Genomic DNA, 20,131 nt, shown 5'->3' on the forward strand with positions numbered 1-20,131 from the left:
AAGTTTTATGAATAACCGCATGCTGCTCGCCGCGCTCTCGCTCACCCTGAGCACCAGCGCCTGGGCCGACTTCACCGCCACCCCGGAAGAAGCCCGGGGCATCGCCAAGGAAGCCTATTTATACGGCTTCCCGGTGGTAGAAATGTACAAGACCCTCTACACCCAGGCCGTGGACAAGAAGAGCCCGAACTTCAAGGCACCGTTCAACCAGATCGGCAACACCGCCAAGGCGTTCACTGCCAAAGACACCGCCTTCGTCACCCCGAACGCCGACACGCCCTACTCCTTCATCTGGATGGACCTACGCGCTGAACCGATGGTGCTGACCTTGCCGGCCATCGACGAACATCGTTACTACTCAGTGCAGTTGATCGACGCCTACACGCAGAACTTTGCCTACCTGGGCACACGTAGCACGGGCAACAATGGCGGGCATTTCATGATTGCCGGGCCGAACTGGCAAGGCCAGCAACCGGTAGAAATCGATCGGCTGCTGCGTAGCGAAAGCAACATCGCCTACGCGCTGTATCGCACGCAGTTGTTCGATGAAAAGGACTTGGGCAAGGTCAAGGAGATCCAGAAGGGTTACAAGGTCGAGACGCTCAGCCACTACGTCAAACAAAAAGCCCCGCCCGCCGCGCCGAAGATCGACTGGCCGAAACCCACGCCGACCATGAGCGATACGCCCGACCTGTTCCGCTACCTGAACTTCATGTTGTCGTTCGCCCCGCCCCAGGACGTGGAAAAAGACCTGCTCGCACGCTTTGCGAAAATCGGTATTGAAGCCGGCAAGCCTTTCAAACCGGACGCGCTCACGCCTGAGCAGCGCAAGGCGCTGGAGGACGGTATCAGCGATGCCAAAGCTGAGTTCGCCCAGTTCAAAAAAGACAAGGTCGATAGCCATCAGGTCACCAGCGGTGACTTCTTCGGTACCCGCGATCACCTGAACGGCAACTACCTGTACCGCTACGCCGGCGCCAACATGGGGATCTTTGGCAACTCCGCCGAAGAGGCGAATTACATCGGCTACTTCGTCGACAAGGACGGCCAGCCGGTCGACGCCTCGAAACACGATTACACCCTGCATTTCGACAAGGGCGCCCTGCCCCCGGCCGATGCGTTCTGGTCGCTGACGATGTACGACGGCAAGAACAAGTTGCTGGTGGCTAACCCGTTGAACCGTTACCTGATCAACTCGCGCATGCTGCCGGACCTCAAGCTCGACGCCGACGGTGGGCTGACTCTTTACGTGCAGCACGAGGCACCGGCCAAGGACCTGCAAAGTAACTGGCTTCCAGCGCCAGAAGGCCCGTTCTACGGGATCTTGCGCTTGTACCTGCCGAAACCGGAAGTCACCAGTGGCCAATGGAAAATGCCGTTGCTGACCCTCATCAATCAACCAAAACAATAAACGGAGTCCGTCATGGTCAGGCCTTATGTTGTGCGTCCTTTACTGGCCCTGTGCGTGCTCGGTGCAAGCCCTTTGGCCCTCGCGGCCGAGGGCGGCGTCGGCCGGCCGATCACCGGGCAACAGGTATTTTCCAATGCCGGGATCGTGCCGCCGGAACCCGGCTGGGTCATGTCGCTGACCAGCATCTGGTACGACGGTGACCTCAAGGGCAGCAAGGGTGTGCCGATTTCCGGTGAGATCGGCGCAGACCTGGACATGAAAGTCTCCTACACCATGGCCAACTTCACCCACATCTGGGACACCGGCAAGGGTCGCTGGAACTACGCCTCGGCCATCGGCGTGCCGGTGCAGTACACCGACGTCAGCATCAGCATTACCGGCCCGCGCGGCCGGACACTGGGCACCGAAGACACCGGCACGCAGTTCGCCGACATGCTGATCACGCCGATCGCCGCCGGCTACCACTTCGACGAGGTTAACCACCTCTCGTTATCCCTGCCGATCTACGTGCCGACCGGCGCCTATAACGACGATCGCCTGGCCAACCCCGGCCAGAACACTTACACCTTCATGCCCACCGTGGCCTTCACCCACCTGGACGGCAAGGGCGGTGAGTTCACCCTCTCGAGCGGCCTCGAGTTCTACACCGAGAACGACGCCACGGATTATCGCAACGGCAACATTTTCACCCTCGATGCGCTGTGGACCCACGGTTTCGGCAATGGCTGGAGCGCCGGCGTTGTCGGCGGTTACGTGCAGCAGATCACCGATGACAAGGGCCAGACCGCCGATTCACTCAACGGCTTTCGCGGCCGCTCGGTGGGTGCCGGTCCGGTGGTGGGCTGGGCCGGGAAATTTGCCGATGCCCAGGCCAGCGTCAGCGCGCGCTGGGTGCCGGAGTTCGACACCAAGAACCGCCCTGAAGGCAACGGTTTCAGCGTGAACCTGACGCTAGCGTTTTTCTAGGAGTGGAACATCCCATGACTGCACTCAACGACCTCAACGCCCTGCAAGCCAGCATCGCCGAAGCCGTGCTCGGCCAGGATCAGGTGATCCGCCAGATTATCCTTGGCCTGTTGGCCAACGGGCACTTGTTGCTCGAAAGCCTGCCCGGCCTGGCCAAGACCCGTACGGTCAAAGCGCTGGCCAAACACCTGGACGCGAAGATGAGCCGCATCCAGTTCACCCCCGACCTGCTGCCGTCGGACATCACCGGCGCCGAGGTGCTGCACCAGATCGATGGCAAGAACGAGATCCAGTTCCAGCCCGGCCCGCTGTTCGGCAACCTGATTCTGGCGGATGAAATCAACCGCGCACCGGCCAAGGTTCAGGCCGCGTTGCTGGAAGCCATGGAAGAACGGCAAATCACCGTGGCGGGCAACAGTCATGTGCTGCCGGAACTGTTCATCGTGGTGGCGACCCAGAACCCGATTGAACAGGAAGGCACCTATCCGCTGCCGGAAGCGCAGATGGACCGGTTCGTGATGAAGGTTCTGCTGGATTACCCGAGCGCAGAAAACGAAAGCCAGGTGCTGCGCCTGTTGCGTGAAGAAGAGTTTGCGTTGGGCGCCAAAACGGCTGCAGTGCAGGGCTTCGCGCTGTCCCAGGAGGTGATCTTCGCGGCGCGTCGGGAAGTCAGCGCCGTTCACGTGTCCCCGGCCATCGACCGCTACCTGATCGACCTGATCAATGCCACCCGCCACCCGGCCGATTACGATGCCGATCTCGGTCGCTGGATCGCCATCGGTGCCAGCCCTCGCGGCGGTATTGGCCTGGATCGCTGCGCCCGGGCCGATGCCTGGTTGCAGGGGCAGGATTTTGTCTCGCCCGATAACGTTCGCGCCGTGGTGCATCCGGTGCTGCGTCATCGCCTGCAACTGAGTTACGACGCCGTGGCCGACGGGGTGACGGCCGATCAGGTGCTGGACCGCGTGCTCGACAAAGTCGCGATTCCGGCCTGAGGTAGAAAATGAACAGTGCGGACGGTCTGGTCTATGTCTCTCTGGCGCAGTTGATGGCCCTGGAGCTCAAGGCGCGTGACCTGAGTTTCCTTTCGCGTCAGCCGCGAGGCAGCATTCTTGCCGGCAACCATGCCTCGCGCCTGCGGGGCCGTGGGTTGAACTTCGATGAGCTGCGCCGCTATCAGCCGGGGGACGACTTGCGTCATCTGGATTGGCGGGCGTCGCTGCGCACCGGCAAACCGGTGGTTCGCACCTTCACCGAAGAACGCGACCGCCCGGCGTTGATTCTGGTCGATCAGCGCATGTCGATGTTCTTCGGCTCCCAGCGCAGTTTCAAATCCGCCATTGCCGCCGAACTTGGCGCGTTGGCCGCGTGGATGGTGTTCAACGCGGGAGATCGGGTCGGCGGCCTGGTGTTCAACGATTTGCGCATCGACGCCATTGCCCCGCTACGCAGCCGTAAGCGTGTCGAAGCACTGTGCAGTCGCATCGCTGAGCAGAATCAGCAACTGAACGCGGCCAATCCGGACGCCGAAGGTGAGGACCAACTCGACAAGGTGTTACAGCATTGCCTGGCGGTGGCCGGTCACGATCACCTGATTTGCATCGTCAGCGACTTTGCCGGCGCCGGTGAGCGCACCTTGCAGTTGATGCGCCAATTGGCGGCTCACAACGATGTGATTGCGATGCAGGTCTACGACCCGTTGGCGCTGAACCTGCCGAAGAACGGCCGTTTGCTGATCACTCAAGGCCAGTTGCAGGTGGAACTGGCCGTCGAGCAACGCAGTGTTCATCAACCGCTGGGGGACTTTCTCAGCGGTCGGCTCAAGGACGTCGCCACGTTGCTGCGCCGCAGTCAGGTGCCGCTGATGATGTTCAGTACCGCCAACGAGGCGCAGGAACAATTGCGCGCCGAACTGGGCAAGCTTGGCGGAGGTCGGCGATGAACCCGAACATCCCGAGCATCGAGCAACTCAAGGAGATCGCCCTGCCCGCGCCGGTGAGTTATGCGCCGTAGACATGGGGTTGGTGGGTGTTGCTCTGCCTGTTGGTGATTGCGGTTTTGCTGGTCAGCGCACGGAGGTATTGGCAATGGCGGCGGGATCGCTATCGGCGCGAAGCGTTGGTGCGGCTGGCCGAACTGCAAAACAGCGACGATCAGCTGCAAGCCCTGCGCGAACTCGCGGAACTGCTTAAACGCGTGGCCCTGTCGATGCCCTCCCCTTGGAATACAACCCCTGTGGGAGCGAGCTCGCTCCCACAAGGGACTGTTGGTGCGCTTGGGGGGGATGACTGGCAGGCATTTTTGGTGCGACACAGTGCGCAGCCTCTACCGGCGGATTTGAGCCAGCAACTGGCGCAATTGGCCTATGCGCCTGATGCCGCATTGTTGGCGCTTAAGGCTGAACAGCGCCAACAACTGTTCGCCACCTGCAAACACTGGGTGGAGCATCACCATGTGGCAGCTTGATTACCCTTGGCTGCTAATCCTTTTGCCGCTGCCGTGGTTCGGCTACCGCTACCTGCCCGATTACCGCGAAGCCCGCAGCGCCGTGCGCGTACCGTTTTTCGCGGCCATGAGCCGAGCCATCGGCCAGGCACCCAGCCAGGCCGGCACCCGCAGCAATCGCTGGCAGTTGCTGCTGAACCTGCTGGTCTGGGCACTGTTGCTACTGGCGGCCGCTCGCCCGGTGTTCGTCGAAAAACCGATTGAGCGTCAGCAACCGGTGCGTGACTTGATGCTGGCCATCGACATTTCCCAGTCCATGGAAACCACCGATTTCACCGACGCCAACGGCCAGAAGATCAACCGGCTGGCGGCGGTCAAGGACGTGGTTCATGGCTTTATCGACAAGCGCAAAGATGATCGGCTGGGCCTGATCGTGTTCGGCAGTGGTGCTTACCCGCAGGCGCCGTTGACCCTCGATCACGCCAGTCTGTCGCTGTTACTGGACGACACCGGCATCGGCATGGCCGGCCCCAACACGGCCATCGGTGACGCCATCGGCCTGAGCCTGAAACTGCTCGACCAGGCCCACGAACAGGAAAAAGTCCTGATCCTGCTCACCGACGGCAATGACACCAGCAGCGCCATTACCCCGGATCACGCGGCGGCCATGGCGGCCGCCAAAGGCGTGGTCATCCACACCATCGGCATTGGTGACCCTGGCGCCTCGGGCGAAGCCAAGGTCAACCTTCAGGGCTTGCAGCAGATCGCCGAGGCCACGGGCGGCAAGTTTTTCCGTGCCGAAGATCGCAATGCGCTGGATCAGGTGTACGGCACCCTCGACAAACTCACGCCGCATCAAGTGAAAACCCTCAGTCATCAGCCGAAAAAGGACCTGTTCTGGTGGCCGATGGGGGCCGCGATCGGTTTGCTCGCGCTCTATCACTTGGGCGCCCTGCTCCGTCCGCACCTGACACTCGCGCGTCAGCGGCAGGAGGCTTGAGATGGAGATCAATCTCAGTGACTTCCATTTCCTGCGTCCACTGTGGCTGTTGCTGGTGCCGTTCGGCGCCCTGCTGCCCTGGCTCTGGCGCCGCAGCCGTGATGTGCAACGGCGTTTGCGCAGCAACATTGCCGAGCACTTGTTGCCGCATTTGTTGATTACGCCGCAGGATCAACAGCGTTTTCGGCCCGTGCATCTGACGTGCGCGTTGTTGATACTGGGCGCCGTCGCGGCTGCCGGGCCCACATGGGAACAGGACCGTCCGGCCTTTCTGGAAAACCGCGCGCCACTGATCATCGCCATCGACCTGTCGCCGTCCATGGACGCCACCGACGTACCGCCAAGTCGCCTGGAAGCGGCCAAACACAAGCTGCACGACCTGATCCAGCGTCGCGCCGGGGCCCGCAGCGGGTTGATCGCCTATGCCGGCAGCGCGCATCTGGTACTGCCACCGACCGACGATCCGGCCCTGCTCGACACCTTCATTCAAGCCCTGAGCACCGACCTGATCAGCAAACCGGGGAAAAATGTCGGCGCGGTGATCGAGCAAGCCAAACGCCTGCTGATCGCCGAGAAGACGCCGGGAACCCTGCTGCTGATCACCGACGGCGCCGACACCTCACAACTCAGCGGTCTGGACAAGCAACTGGACGACAGCGCGCTGCAAGTGCTGATTCTGGCCGTCGGCAGCGAGGACGGCGGGATCATCCACGACGCCAACGGCCAGCCACGTACCGACAGCAATGGTCGTCCGGCACTCGGCAGCTTTGATCAGGCCGCACTCAAACAGCTTGGATCAACGTTGGATGCGCCGTTGGGCAGCCTGACGCTCAATGACGACGACCTGGACTGGATCGAACTGCACGCCCAACAGCATTTCCAGGCTGCCAGCGATGAACAGCGCGAACTGCACTGGAAGGACGCCGGTTACTGGCTGTGCTGGCCGTTGCTGCTGATCGCCTTCTTCAGTGTGCGCAAGGGCTGGAGCCTGAACTGGATGGCCGGGTGGTTGTTGGCTCTGGGCATTGGCTTGCAACCGGCACCGGCCGAAGCCAACGCATTGGCCGATGCCTTTTTTACGCCAGACCAGCAAGGCCGCTGGGCCTTCGAGCACGAGCATTTCCCGCAGGCCGCGGCGCATTTCGTCGATCCTTACTGGAAAGGCATTGCCGCCTACAACGCCGCCGATTACGACCTGGCACTGGCCAGTTTTGCGCGGCTCGACACCCCGCAGGCGTATTTCTACCTGGGCAATATTTACGTGCGCCGCTTCAAGTTTGATCAGGCCATCGCCGCATATACCCAGGCGTTGAAGGTGCAAGCGCAATTCCCTGAAGCCACCGCCAACCTGGCCTTGGCCATCGCCTTGCAGAAAGACACCGACAGCGCCGAACAGAACGCGCCCGAGGTCAAACCCGACGAGATCAAAATGGACAAGGCGCCGGGCAAGGGCCAGAGCAAACCGGTTCAGACCGAGCAAGCGGCGTCGGATGAGCTGTGGCTGCAGAACCTCAGTACGTCGCCGGCGAAATTCCTGAAGCAGAAATTCAGCTTGCAGGATCAGGCGGGAGGCAAACCATGATCCGTCTGATAGACCGAATCGCGGCCTTCGCGAGCAAGCCCGCTCCCACATTTGATCTGTGTGCGCTGCAAATTCCCTGTGGGAGCGAGCCTGCTCGCGATGGCGACCTGTCATTCCCCACAATCATTGGCACCTTGCTCATCTGCCTGATCAGCACCAGCGCTCTGGCCGCTGAACCGGAGCTGCGAATCCAGACCCGCCTGCAACCCGCCGACTCGGTCATGGTCGGCGGCATTCTGCAACTGCAACTCGATGTCCTCACCGACAGCTGGTTCACCGACGCGCCCACCCTGCCCGACCTGAAGCTGCCCGGCGCACTGGTGTTGCCGCCCGACGGCCATGCCGAGCACCTGAACCAGACACTCGACGGCAAGTCGTTCAACGGCATGCGCTACAGCTACCGAATCACACCGAGTCTGGCCCAGGGTTTCGACATCCCGGCGTTGACGGTGCGCGCCACGCCCGGTCAGGCCAGCGCGCCGTTAACCGCCCAAAGCCAGCCACTGCACTTCATTGCCACACAACCGCCAGGGTTCCAACCCGGCGAACCGGTGCTCGTCGCCCAAGGGCTGCGCTTCACGCAAACAGTCGCCAACGCGGCGACACCCCTGAAGGTCGGTGACAGCATCACCCGGCAACTGACGCTGCAAGCTGACGACGCCCTGGCCATGTCGCTGCCCGCGCCGTCACTGGAGGATGTCGCCGGCCTCAGCCGTTATCCGAAAACCCCGCAGATCAGCAACCTCGACGACGGTCGCGGCCATTTCAACGGCGGCCAGCGCATCGACACCGTGACCTATCGGATCGACACCGAAGGCCACCACAACCTGCCGGCGATCGAGCTGAAATGGTGGGACGCCAGCACTCACCAGACTCGCACTGCGCTGTTGGCCGTGACCTTCGATGCCGCCGCCAACAGCGCTTATCGGCCGGTGTTTTCAATCACCGAAGACCTGAAAAAACTCGGCCAGAAAAGTCGTCTGCATCTCTCCGGACATTGGTTGGGGATGTTGGCGTTGCTGTTGATCGTGGCACTGCTCGGTTGGTTCGCCCGTCCGCTCGTCCATCGTGCGTACCTTCAATGGCAGGCCAGGCGCCGCGCCCGACACGCCGCGTGGCTGAAATCCGCCGACTACGCCTGGCGGCAGATTCCGGTGCAAATCGACGGCAAACCCGCACAGCTGAGCGCCCTGTACCTGTGGGCCAGACGCAGCCGCATGGGCCTGAAACTGACGAACCTTGGCCCGCGCCTGCAAGACCTGTTGCGCGGCTGTTACAGCCGTCAGCCCGCCAAAGATCAGGCGCTACGCCACCTCAAGCAATCCTTGGCTACGCTGCATAGTCAGGCCAAACGAGACACAGCATCAGCGGCACCTGCACTGCGTCCACTCAATCCCGTTTACGAGAAGGATTTTCCATGACGAACCCTATATCGCTGCGCCACCGCTACGGGCTGACGCTGCTGTTAACCCTTGCACTGAGCCTGCCGGCGCTGGCCCAAACCAGCGAGCCCCTGCCCTCGTGGAACGACGGCCCGGCGAAAAAGAACATCATCGAGTTCGTCCAGGCAGTGACCGATCAAAGCAGCAAGGACTTCGTCAAACCCGCCGATCGAATCGCCGTGTTCGACAACGACGGCACGCTGTGGAGCGAGCAGCCGATGTACTTCGAATTGCTGTTTGCCCTGGAAGAGGTCAAGCGCACCGCACCGCAGCACCCGGAATGGAAAACCACCCAACCCTTCAAGGCCGTGCTGGAAAACGATCACAAGGCCTTGGGCGAGTCGGGCATGGACGGCATTCTGAAAATCTTCGGTGCCACCCACACCGGCATGACCACCGAAGCCTTCGATGACTACGCCAAAACCTGGCTGACCCAGGCGCGCCATCCGAAAACCGGCAAGCCCTACACCGAGATGATCTTCCAGCCGATGCTGGAAATGCTCGACTACTTGCGCAGCCAGAGTTTCAAGACCTACATCGTCTCGGGCGGTGACACCGCGTTCATGCGTGCCTTCGCCGAGAAGGTCTACGGCATCCCGCCGGAACAAGTCATCGGCACCACGTTTGTCACCGCCTACCAGCTCAAGGACGGCCAGCCGTCGATCCTGCGCACCGCCAAGTTGGCCCACAACGATGACGGCCCGGGCAAACCGGAAAGCATCGACGCGGTCATCGGCCGTCGCCCGATCCTCGCCTTTGGCAACTCCGACGGCGACCTGCAAATGTTGCAGTGGACCGCCGCCGGGCCGGGCAAACGTATCATGGGGCTGGTGCATCACACCGACGCCAAACGCGAATGGGCCTATGACCGTCAGTCGCAGATCGGCCGGCTGGACAAGGCCCTGGACGAAGCAAAAACCCGCGGCTGGACTATCGTGGATATGGCCGCCGAATGGCGTCGGATCTATCCCTTCGAGGCCGCCGCTCCCGAGCACGTGCAATAAAAAAGCGTAACGCAGGGCTGCAAAAAACGTTTGTCGCGCTTGAGCGACGCAAGTGAGCAAAGGAGCAAGTCAGATGACTCGCATACACAAGTGGCTACCGAAACTCGCCCTGGTGGCAGCCTCGGTGATGGCGATTTCGGCAACAGCCGGAGCCGCTGAAAAACCCAACATTCTGGTGATCTTCGGCGATGACATCGGCCAGACCAACATCAGCGCCTACTCCATGGGCGTGGTCGGGTACAAGACGCCGAACATCGACCGCATTGCCAAAGAAGGCATGATGTTCACCGACTATTACGCGGAGAACAGCTGCACGGCTGGACGCTCATCCTTCATCACCGGACAAACACCGCTGCGTACCGGCCTGTCGAAAGTGGGTGCGCCCGGTGCCTCGGTAGGCCTGCAAAAACGCGACATCACCATCGCCCAGGCACTCAAGTCCCAGGGCTACGCCACCGGCCAGTTCGGCAAGAACCACTTGGGCGACAAGGATGAATACCTGCCGACCAACCACGGTTTCGACGAGTTCTTCGGCAACCTGTACCACCTCAACGCCGAAGAAGAACCCGAGCGTCCGTACTGGCCCAAGGATGACCCTGAATTCGTCAAGGCCAACTCCCCGCGCGGCGTGATCCACAGCTTCGCTGACGGCAAAATCGAAGACACCGGCGCGCTGACCACCAAGCGCATGGAAACCATCGACGACGAAACCACCGCCGCCGCGCAGGCGTTTATCGAGAAACAGGCCAAGGCAGACAAACCGTTCTTCGTCTGGATGAACACTACGCGCATGCACCTGTTCACCCACGTGCGCGAGTCGATGAAGGGCCAGAGCGGCATGCCCGGCAACGAGTACGCCGATGGCATGCTGGAACACGATGGCGACGTCGGCAAACTGCTGAAAACCCTCGACGACCTGAAAATCACCGACAACACCATTGTCGTCTACACCACGGACAACGGGCCGAACCAGTTTTCCTGGCCGGACGCGGCAACCACGCCGTTCCGCAACGAGAAGAACTCCAACTGGGAAGGCGCCTATCGCGTACCGGCGATGATTCGCTGGCCGGGCAAGGTCAAACCGGGTGAAGTCTCCAACGAGATGTTCTCCGGTCTTGACTGGTTCCCGACGCTGCTGGCGGCTGCCGGCGACACCGGAGTGAAGGACAAACTCCTTAAAGGCTGGGCACCGACCTCGGGCGGCACCAACTTCAAAGTGCATCTGGATGGTTACAACCAACTGCCGTACCTGACCGGCCAACAGCCCAAAGGTGAGCGCAAGGAGTTCTTCTACTTCAACGATGACGGTGTGCTGGTGTCGATGCGTTTCGACAACTGGAAAGCCGTGTTCTGCGAGCAACGCGCACCGGGCGGTTTCAAGGTCTGGAGCGAACCGTTCGTGTGCCTGCGGGTACCGAAAATCTTCAACCTGCGAATGGACCCGTATGAACGCGCGGATATCGTTTCCGATCAGTATTACGACTGGACAACCAAAAACGTCTACCTGGTTGCGCAAGCGGTGACCAAGTCTGCGCAGTTCCTGCAGACCTTCATCGAGTATCCGCCGAGCCAGAAACCGGCCAGCTTCAGCGTTGATCAGATCCGTGCTGCCGTAGACAAAAAAATCGAAGAAAAAATGAAAGCTGCACAGTAAGACCGCTTGACCGCCGTTCGCCTTCACCGGCGAGCGGCCCTATTTTTGGCTTGAGACCGCGTCGGCCCCATCGCGAGCAAGCTCGCTCCCACAGGGGACCGCATATCCATAGTGGGAGCGAGCTTGCTCGCGATGGGGCCGGCAGGGTCGCAGACTTTTTTGAATTGGAACAAGGCAATCGCAATGTCCTCACGAGTCGCCAGCAAGTCGTCGGCCATCCCTGCCACTCAGAGCAAAGCCCCGGCGTTGCTGATTCCCGCCCTGTTGCTGTTCGTCTCAGGTGCCGCGGCGCTGGTGTATCAGGTGCTGTGGATCAAGCAGTTGTCGTTGGTGGTCGGCGTCGAGGTGTACGCCATCACCACCGGGATCAGCGCCTTTTTTGCCGGATTGGCGTTAGGCGGTTTGTGGTTCGGCCGATGGGCCGATCGCTTGCAACGGCCGGTGATGCTGTATGCAGGGCTGGAAGTGCTGGTGGCCGTGCTCGGTGTCGGTGCGACCTTCGCCATGAGCCTCGCGGCCAGCCCGTTTGCCTGGCTGGAACAGCACGTCGGCCTGCTGGCCTGGGTGTTGCCGTTTGCGTTGGTGGGCATTCCGGCGCTGCTGATGGGCGGTACCCTGCCGGTGCTGGTTCGCTCGTTGGCAGCCAACCCGCAACAGCTGGGCAAGGCCGGCGGTCAGCTTTATGCGGCGAACACCGCCGGGGCCATCGCCGGCACCCTGCTCGCCGCGTTTGTGTTGATTGCGACCCTCGGTGTACGCGGCAGTGCCTTGGCCGCGGCCATGCTGAACCTGCTGGCCGCCGTCGGTGCCTTGTGGCTTCAACGCCACCGTTCACTGTCGAACGAGGCACCGGTCAAGCACCACGCCGACAAAGCACCCGATCGCGTTGCCTTGTGGCTTTACTCAATTGCCGGTGGTGTGGCCCTCGGTTACGAAGTGGTCTGGTCGCAGTCCATCGTGCAGTTCATGAGCACTCGCACTTACGCCTTTGCGGTGGTGCTGGCGACGTACCTCACCGGGCTGTTTCTCGGCAGCATCCTGCTGGCCCGTCGGGTTGAGCGCATTCGCGATCCCTGGGGTGTGTTCGGTTTGCTGATCGCCGGTGCCGGGCTCGTCGCATTGCTGGAAATCGCCCTGCTCGGACGCTGGCTGGTGGTCGCCCAAAGCCTGGCCGAAACCTGGGTGTTGTCGTTGGGTGCGAGTGACCTGTTGGGCATGATCGCGCGGTTTGCAGTGGCAGCAGTGAGCATCGTGTTTGTACCCACTCTGCTGCTCGGCGCCGCATTTCCGCTGGCCCTGCGTTTGAGCGTCGGCCGCGAGCGGATCGGTCAGGCTGTCGGCGCGGTGGTGGCGTTCAATACGCTGGGCGGGATTGTCGGGGTGATGCTCTGCGGGTTTGTGCTGATCCCGTTGCTGGGGCTGGTCCGAACCCTGGGCCTGCTGGCAATTGTCGCCGCCGGGATTGGCTACTTCGCGGTGCGCAAAGGTCATAGAGTCAAGAAAGGCCGGCGGCAGGCGGTGGTCGCTATTGGCCTGTTGTCGATTGCGGTGGCGGTTTTTACACCGGTGAACAAACTCGCCAGCCTGCTTCCCGGTGCACGCAACGGCACTCTGGTTTTTTACGAAGAAGGACGTGGCGGCACCGTGGCCGTCGTTACTCAGGGCAAAGGACAAAAAGCGTTCCAGCGCTTGTACATCCAGGGCGTGTCCAACACCGGCGACGCCATGCCGTCCCTGCGCTACATGCGTATTCAGGCGCTGCTGCCGCTGCTGATCCACAATGGCGAACCTCGCTCAGCGCTGGTGATCGGCTTTGGCACCGGCATCACCGCCGGTGCCCTGACGCGCTATCCGGGGCTGGAGCACCGTGTCGTGGCCGAGTTGCTGCCTTCGGTGGTCAAAGCCGCGCCGCTGTTCAAAGGCAACTTCAATGCGTCCGCTGACCCCGGCATTGACGTACGCCTGCACGATGGCCGGCAGGAACTGCTGCGCAACCCACAACGCTACGACTTGATCACCCTCGAACCACCACCGCCCTCCGCGGCGGGCGTGGTGAATCTGTATTCCCGGGACTTCTATCAGTTGGCCGCCAGTCGCCTGGAGAAACAAGGCCTGGTCGCTCAATGGCTGCCACTGCCCACCCAGAACATCGACGATTCGCGCTCACTGGTGCGCAGCTTTCTCGACGTCTTCCCCTACGCCACCCTGTGGACCAGCGAGTTCCACGAAATGCTGCTGGTGGGCTCGATGGAACCGATCGAACTGGACGCGGCGACAATCAGCCAACGCTTCCAACAGGACACCGTGCGCAGCACCTTACAGGACGTGGGCATTGGCTCCGCTGCGGCGTTGCTCTCGACCTGGGTCACCGATCGTGCAGGCCTGGAGCGTTTCGCCGCCGACGCCCAACCGGTGACCGACGATCAACCGCGTATCGAATATGCGCCGTGGGTGCGGGCCAAGGAGATCAGCCGCGTACTGCCGGCCTTGTTGGACCTGCGTATAGCGCCACCACTGGTGAATGCCGATGCGGGTTTCAACGAGCGGATGAACGCGCACCAGCAACGCCTGATGCAGTTTTATCGGGCGAGCCTGCATGCGTATGACGGTGACCGCGACGCATGGGCCAGGGATATTCGCGAGGTGATGCGCGGGGATGGGGGGAATCCGTATTTCCGGTGGTTTGTCGGGGAGTAATGCAACGCCTGACAGACCGCCTTCGTCGGAGCGCCGCCCGGAGACAAGCCCGCTCCCACAATCGACCTCCGTCGTGTACGTGCTCTGTGTTCACTGGAGATCCAATGTGGGAGCGGGCTTGCTCGCGAAGAGGCCCTCAGCCTCAATGCATCATTTGACAGACGCCGGCCATCCGGCAAAGCTGCGTCGAGCTTGAACGCGCACCTGACGGCAAACGCACCTGGACTAGGGAAGTCGCAATGCCGAAACATAAAAATAAAGCGGTACAGCCAAACCCTGATTCGCCACCGACCTTGATTAACCGTTACCTGTTTCCCGTCACCCTCGGCGTCTTGCTGTTGGCCATAGCGGGCATCGGCTGGTTTCTGTTCAGCAGCCAACCGGCCCCCGTGACTTATGCGCCTGTCAGTACGCCGGTCGCTCAGCCGGCCAAACCGCAACCGGTCGCCGTGGCACCGGCAACGATGGTCGATGAGCAACAATGCCAAGGCTGCCACAGCGAGCAGGTCAAGGACTGGCAAGGTTCCCATCACCAATTGGCGATGCAGGAAGCCAATGCCGAAACGATGCTGGGCGATTTCAAAAACGTCACCTTCAAAGCGGAAAACGAAACCACCCGTTTCTCGCGCAAGGGCAACGAATTCTGGGTTAACACTCCCGGCATTGACGGCAGGAATGCCGACTTCAAGGTCGCCTACACCTTTGGCATCGCGCCGCTGCAGCAATACCTGATCGAGGTCGGCGAAGGTCGGTTGCAGGCCCTCGGCGTGGCCTGGGATACCGAGAAGCACCGCTGGTTTCACCTCTATCCGGGCCAGGGCGTGAACTTCAAGGACCCGTTGCACTGGAGCAAGCCGAGCCAGAACGCTAACTTCATGTGCGTCGAGTGCCACACCACCGATTACAAACGCAATTTCGATACCGCGAAAAACACCTTCGACAGTCACTGGAACAGCCTCGGTGTCGGCTGTCAGGCTTGCCACGGCCCGGCCTCCAATCATCTGGAATGGACCGCAAAAAAAGGCGACCTGGTCCATGCGGGTTTTGCCGTCGACCTGAAGGACAAGAACGCCACTGTCGAAATCGAAACCTGTGCCCGCTGCCACTCGCGCCGCGCGCCATTGGGCGATGGCTTCACCGCTGGCAAACGCCTGATGGATGACTACCTGCCGAGCCCCCTGACCCGCGAGCTCTACGCACTGGACGGCAAGATCAAGGACGAAGTGTTCGAACACGGCTCCTTCGCCCAAAGCAAAATGTTCGACAAGGGCGTGCGCTGCAGCAACTGCCACAACCCGCACAGCACCGAGCTCAAGGCGCCGGGCAACGGTGTCTGCCTGCAATGCCACAACACCGCCGGCAAGACTTCGGTGGACAGCGTCGACGGCAAAGGGCTGCAAGCGAAGAACTACGATTCCATCGAACACACGCGCCACACCATGGGCCAGCCGGGTTCGCAGTGCGTGGATTGCCACATGCCCGGCAAGTTCTACATGGGCAATGACTTCAGGCATGACCACAGTTTCAGCATCCCCAACCCTGAGCGGGCGAAAAAACTCGGCACACCCGACGCTTGCCTGACCTGTCACCAGGGCAAGGCTGGCGACAAGGTCACCGAGCAATTCAAGCTCTGGAACACCGCCACCGCGCAGGCACCGCGTTACGACGAAAGCCTGTGGCTGATTCGCAACGGTCAGCCCGGCGCGGCACACGCCTTGTACGAGCAGCTTCAACGAAGCAATTTGCCAGCGATTCAGCGCGCGACCCTACTCGCCGAGTTGCCGCTGTACCCCAGCGAACAGGCATTGAAACTGGCCACCCAGGATTTGAACAACCCGGCCCCGCAAGTGCGTGAAAGCGCCGTTCGGGCGATCAGCGCGTTCCTGCCGCCACCGGAGCGCGCGTCGCTGCTGACGCCGTTGCTGAGTGATCCGGTGAAGGCTGTGCGGATTGTCGCGGCTCGGGATCTGCTGAGCGTGGCCCGTAATGGATTGGGTAGCGCCCAGGCCCCCTGGAATGCGGCCATCGCCGAATACGAGGAAGTCCAGAAAAGCCTGGCCGAACGCGCCGAAGCCAACCTAAACCTGGCAATGCTTTATCAGGCCAGCGGTCGTAGCGGCGAAGTCGAAGCGTTGCTGCGCACCGCCCTCAAGCGCGATCCAGGTTTCTATCCGGCGCTGGTGACGTTGGTGCAATGGCTGGAGGCGAACGGACGCAGTCAGGAAGCTCAGGCGCTGCTGGAGCAGAGCCTGAAAGAACATCCGGATACCGCCCTTCTGCAACACACTCAAGGCCTGTCGCTGGTGCGCGCGGGCAAATCAGCTCAGGCCATGCCAGCCCTGCGCAAGGCCGCGCAACTGGAGCCTCAGAACGGCCAGTACGGTTACGTGTTGGCGGTGGCATTGCACGACAGCGGCAAGGTCGATGAGGCTTGCGAAGAGCTGGAGCGGCTGTTGAAAGTGCAGCCGGCCAATCGCAATGCCCGGTTGTCGTTGATCCAGTACTACCTGGATAACGGGCAGGAACCAAAGGCGCAGGTGCTGTTGCAGGGCTGGAAGAAAATGAACATGGGGGATCCGGCGCTGAAGTGACCCTCGCCCCAGGTCTGTACCTGCTGCGTTGTGGCGAGGGGATAAATCCCCTCGCCACAACGCAGCAGCTACATAGACGGTGGTATCACCAGGACGAACCGCTTTTGAGCGCCAACTCCCGTCGACTGTTCGCCCGCATCGCCTTGATCAACGACACCGTCCCCACCAGCAAAATCGCCGCGCCAAACAGGAAGTCAATGTTGTACAGCTGAAAGTCCTGCAACGGCCCCACCAGAAACACCCGGATCGCCCCGATACTCACCAGCGTGGCGAGAAAATCGATGCCCGGCTCGTCGCGATAAAACACGTGCATCAGCGGCAGGCAAATCACCAGCAGCAACAGCAAGACGATCACCTTGAACGAGCCTTTGCGCTCGACGCTGAACGCACATTCGTTGGCGGCGTAAGGCTTGTAATCCTCGTCGCGCACCAACGCGTTTTTCTCATTGATGTACTCGACCCGGTTGTACTTCTGAATGGGCGTAAAGGTATTCGACATCTCCATCACCGTGGTGATGTGGCGAAAGCGCACGTCGATGCGCTCATTGCCCTTGAGGTAATACAGCACCGGTTTGTAGCCGTAGCGGTAGGTGTCGAAGGGAAACTCGGTGGCGCGCCCCTGTACGCCGATCGGTCGTGGCTCGAGCTCGGCGTAGGCGCTTTTGTTGTCTGAGGCGAGGTTACGGCTCAGGGGTTTGATCCTGACTTGTTCTAGGAAAATCGGCGTGGCGCCGTAGGACCATTGCAGCGGTTCCAGGCGCAGGCGTAGCTCGTTTCGGCCCAGGTCGTAGCGGTTGAAAGTACGCTCGGAAACAATCACAGCGCCGCTGAGCATGAACTCGCCACGCAGGTTGTTGGTGATGCGCAGGGTCAGCTGATCCTTGCCCAGCGACAGCGCATCGGCGGCCGGTGGTGTGCCGCACCAGGCGTAACTGTCGAACGCACCACCCAACTGCCCGCCGCGGTTCTCCTGGAACACATAAAAATAACCGCCCCACAGGGTCAACATCAGCAGAAACGCGGTTAACCCTAAAATCTTCTTGCCCACACTCAAACCAGACTCCTTTCGGTACGACTTCCTTATGAGGTGCGGACTCTACCAAAGTGCCATCATCGACCCAAGCAAAACCCTCAACGTCGCCTGAACAACGGCCGCGGCTCAATCACCGAGCGCCCATACAACACACTCATCCCGGCCAGCCCCTTGAGCGCATCTTCAACCGACTTGCCCTCGCGCACCGCGAAGCTGTCGAACCCGCATTGACGCATGTGGCTGAGTTGATCGCGTAGTACGTCGCCGACCGCGCGCAACTCGCCCGTCCAGCCCAATCGAGTGCGCAGCAAGTACGCCTGGCTGTAACCGCGACCGTCACGAAAACTCGGAAAATCCAGGGCAATCAGCGGCAGGTGTGAGAACCACGGTTTGAGGCTTTCCACCTCATCGTCCGGCCCCAACCACACGCCATTTTGCGGTGGACCTTCAAGCCAACGGGCCAACGGCAGAATCACTGCACCCGCCGGCCATTCATCGTTGACATCCCTGACCAGGGTCCATGGATCATCAGCGACAATCCGCGCCACACCCTCCTCCAGTCGCAGCACATTGTTCATGCCGACACCTCCAGCAGCTTCGGATAGACCTGCTCTTTGAACGGTTCCAGACCGATGCGCTGCAAGGTGTCGACGAACACTTCCTCGCTCTCGCGGTAATTGACGAACGTGGCGATGATCTGCTCGATCACCTCGGGCACTTCGGCGGCGCTGAAGGACGGACCGATGACTTTGCCCAATGCGCTGTTCTTGCCCTGAGCACCGCCGAGGGTGATCTGGTACCACTCGCTGCCGTTCTTATCGACCCCCAGAATGCCGATGTTGCCGATGTGGTGGTGGCCGCAGGCGTTCATGCAGCCGGAGATGTTCAGGCTGATGTCGCCCAGATCATGCAGATAGTCGAGGTCTTCGAAGCGTGCCTGAATGGCTTGTGCGATGGGGATCGACTTGGCATTGGCCAGCGCGCAGAAGTCGCCGCCGGGGCAGGCGATGATGTCGGTCAGTAAACCGATGTTGGCGCAGCCCAGGCCTTGTTCGCAGGCGCGATTCCAGAGCGTGTAGAGATCAGCCTTCGGCACGTCGGGCAGCACAATGTTCTGTTCATGGGCGATGCGAATTTCGCCAAAACCGAACTGCTCGGACCAATCGGCCACGGCCTCCATTTGCTCGGCCGTGACATCACCCGGCGGCGAGGCGATGCCCGGTTTGGTCGACAGCACCACGCTGGCGTAACCCGGCACTTTGTGCGGCTGAACGTTGCGCGACACCCAACGGGCGAAGGCCGGATTTTCGGACAGGCGCGTGCCGAAGTCGAGGTCGGTGTCCGCCAGAGCGCGGTAATCCGGCGGCACAAAGGCACTGGCCACGCGCTCATACTCGACGTCGGTCAACTGCGCCGGGCCGTCCTTGAGGTACTGCCACTCCTCCTCCACTTCCCGTGCAAAGGCTTCGATGCCCAGCGCCTTGACCAGAATCTTGATCCGCGCCTTGTACTTATTGTCCCGCCGACCGTGACGGTTGTAGACCCGCAACACCGCTTCGACGTAGGACAGCAGGTGCTGCCACGGTAACCCTTCGCGAATTTGCAAACCAAGGATCGGCGTGCGCCCCAACCCGCCGCCGACGATGACCCGCAGCAGCATTTGCCCGTCGGTGCCTGGGTAAAGATAGAGGCCGATGTCATGCATCATGATCGCCGCCCGGTCTTGTTCCGCCGAGCAGATCGCGATCTTGAACTTGCGCGGCAGGAACAGGAATTCCGGGTTGATGGTCGACCACTGCCGCAGGATTTCTGCCAGCGGCCGCGGGTCGATCATTTCATCCGCTGCCACCCCGGCAAAGGCTTCGGTGGTGATGTTGCGCACGCAGTTGCCGGAGGTCTGGATCGCGTGCATTTCCACGTGTGCCAGGCGTTCAAGGATGTCCGGCACCTGGGCCAGTTCGATCCAGTTGAACTGCATGTTCTGCCGGGTGGTGAAGTGGCCGTAGCCTCGATCGTAATCCCGGGCGATGCTCGCCAGCGTGCGCATTTGCGGCGCGCTTAACGTGCCGTATGGAATCGCCACGCGCAGCATGTAGGCGTGCTTTTGCATGTACAGGCCGTTTTGCAAACGCAGCGGCAGGAATTCTTCTTCGCTCAACTCATCCGCCATGAAGCGTTCGACCTGATCGCGAAACTGCGCGACACGCTCAAAGACCAGGGCCCGGTCATAGTCATCGTACTGATACATGTGGCTACCTCATCAGGATTGATCGGGCTCTGCAGCTCGTTCACGAGGTAACGAGGTA

General features: G+C 61.2%; 14 protein-coding genes and 1 pseudogene. 12 read left to right on the forward strand and 3 right to left on the reverse strand.

Features of this window, described 5'->3' with window-relative positions; all coding sequences use genetic code 11:
* Positions 1–7: 7 nt before the first annotated feature.
* The 12 genes and pseudogenes from ACMXYJ_RS19255 to ACMXYJ_RS19310 all read left to right on the forward strand — a co-directional run bounded on the left by ACMXYJ_RS19255 (position 8) and on the right by ACMXYJ_RS19310 (position 16,792).
* Entirely contained in the window at positions 8–1,411 is a 1,404-nt protein-coding gene (locus ACMXYJ_RS19255) for a DUF1254 domain-containing protein (protein WP_415756457.1), read from the forward strand.
* Positions 1,412–1,423: 12 nt separating this feature from the next.
* A complete protein-coding gene (locus ACMXYJ_RS19260; RefSeq protein ID WP_415756458.1) occupies positions 1,424–2,377 on the forward strand; it encodes a SphA family protein in 954 nt (317 codons plus the stop codon).
* 14 nt (positions 2,378–2,391) lie between these two features.
* Complete coding sequence (locus ACMXYJ_RS19265) at positions 2,392–3,372, forward strand: AAA family ATPase (protein WP_415756459.1); 981 nt, start codon at positions 2,392–2,394, stop codon at positions 3,370–3,372.
* 8 nt (positions 3,373–3,380) lie between these two features.
* A complete protein-coding gene (locus ACMXYJ_RS19270) occupies positions 3,381–4,319 on the forward strand; it encodes a DUF58 domain-containing protein (protein ID WP_415756460.1) in 939 nt (312 codons plus the stop codon).
* Positions 4,316–4,843, forward strand: a pseudogene (locus ACMXYJ_RS19275) (DUF4381 domain-containing protein). Before ACMXYJ_RS19270 ends, ACMXYJ_RS19275 begins: the two are co-directional and overlap by 4 nt.
* Positions 4,830–5,822 carry a vWA domain-containing protein gene (locus ACMXYJ_RS19280; protein ID WP_415756461.1) on the forward strand — a complete coding sequence of 331 codons (993 nt, stop codon included), beginning with the start codon at positions 4,830–4,832 and terminating at the stop codon, positions 5,820–5,822. Before ACMXYJ_RS19275 ends, ACMXYJ_RS19280 begins: the two are co-directional and overlap by 14 nt.
* A 1-nt stretch (position 5,823) precedes the next feature.
* Positions 5,824–7,404, forward strand: a complete 1,581-nt coding sequence (locus ACMXYJ_RS19285; RefSeq protein WP_415756462.1) for a VWA domain-containing protein — start codon at positions 5,824–5,826, stop codon at positions 7,402–7,404.
* Positions 7,401–8,825, forward strand: a complete 1,425-nt coding sequence (locus tag ACMXYJ_RS19290) for a hypothetical protein (protein ID WP_415756463.1) — start codon at positions 7,401–7,403, stop codon at positions 8,823–8,825. The genes ACMXYJ_RS19285 and ACMXYJ_RS19290 overlap by 4 nt, the downstream gene beginning before the upstream one ends.
* Entirely contained in the window at positions 8,822–9,850 is a 1,029-nt protein-coding gene (locus tag ACMXYJ_RS19295; protein ID WP_415756464.1) for an HAD family hydrolase, read from the forward strand. The genes ACMXYJ_RS19290 and ACMXYJ_RS19295 overlap by 4 nt, the downstream gene beginning before the upstream one ends.
* A gap of 73 nt (positions 9,851–9,923) precedes the next feature.
* A complete protein-coding gene (locus tag ACMXYJ_RS19300; RefSeq protein WP_415756465.1) occupies positions 9,924–11,504 on the forward strand; it encodes an arylsulfatase in 1,581 nt (526 codons plus the stop codon).
* A gap of 183 nt (positions 11,505–11,687) precedes the next feature.
* Complete coding sequence (locus ACMXYJ_RS19305; RefSeq protein ID WP_415756466.1) at positions 11,688–14,201, forward strand: fused MFS/spermidine synthase; 2,514 nt, start codon at positions 11,688–11,690, stop codon at positions 14,199–14,201.
* 239 nt (positions 14,202–14,440) lie between these two features.
* On the forward strand, positions 14,441–16,792 hold the full coding sequence (locus ACMXYJ_RS19310) for a tetratricopeptide repeat protein (RefSeq protein ID WP_415756467.1): 2,352 nt from the start codon (positions 14,441–14,443) through the stop codon (positions 16,790–16,792).
* Between the two features lie 85 nt (positions 16,793–16,877).
* Here ACMXYJ_RS19310 and ACMXYJ_RS19315 read toward each other — a convergent pair whose 3' ends face one another.
* The 3 genes from ACMXYJ_RS19315 to ACMXYJ_RS19325 all read right to left on the reverse strand — a co-directional run bounded on the left by ACMXYJ_RS19315 (position 16,878) and on the right by ACMXYJ_RS19325 (position 20,073).
* Positions 16,878–17,846 carry a hypothetical protein gene (locus tag ACMXYJ_RS19315; protein ID WP_415756468.1) on the reverse strand — a complete coding sequence of 323 codons (969 nt, stop codon included), beginning with the start codon at positions 17,844–17,846 and terminating at the stop codon, positions 16,878–16,880.
* A gap of 77 nt (positions 17,847–17,923) precedes the next feature.
* Positions 17,924–18,403, reverse strand: coding sequence for a DUF934 domain-containing protein (locus ACMXYJ_RS19320; RefSeq protein ID WP_415756469.1), 480 nt, complete (start codon positions 18,401–18,403; stop codon positions 17,924–17,926).
* Positions 18,400–20,073, reverse strand: coding sequence for a nitrite/sulfite reductase (locus tag ACMXYJ_RS19325; RefSeq protein ID WP_415756470.1), 1,674 nt, complete (start codon positions 20,071–20,073; stop codon positions 18,400–18,402). Before ACMXYJ_RS19325 ends, ACMXYJ_RS19320 begins: the two co-directional genes overlap by 4 nt.
* Between the last annotated feature and the right edge of the window lie 58 nt (positions 20,074–20,131).

Source organism: Pseudomonas arabinosi, from assembly GCF_047758675.1.
GTDB lineage: Bacteria > Pseudomonadota > Gammaproteobacteria > Pseudomonadales > Pseudomonadaceae > Aquipseudomonas > Aquipseudomonas arabinosi.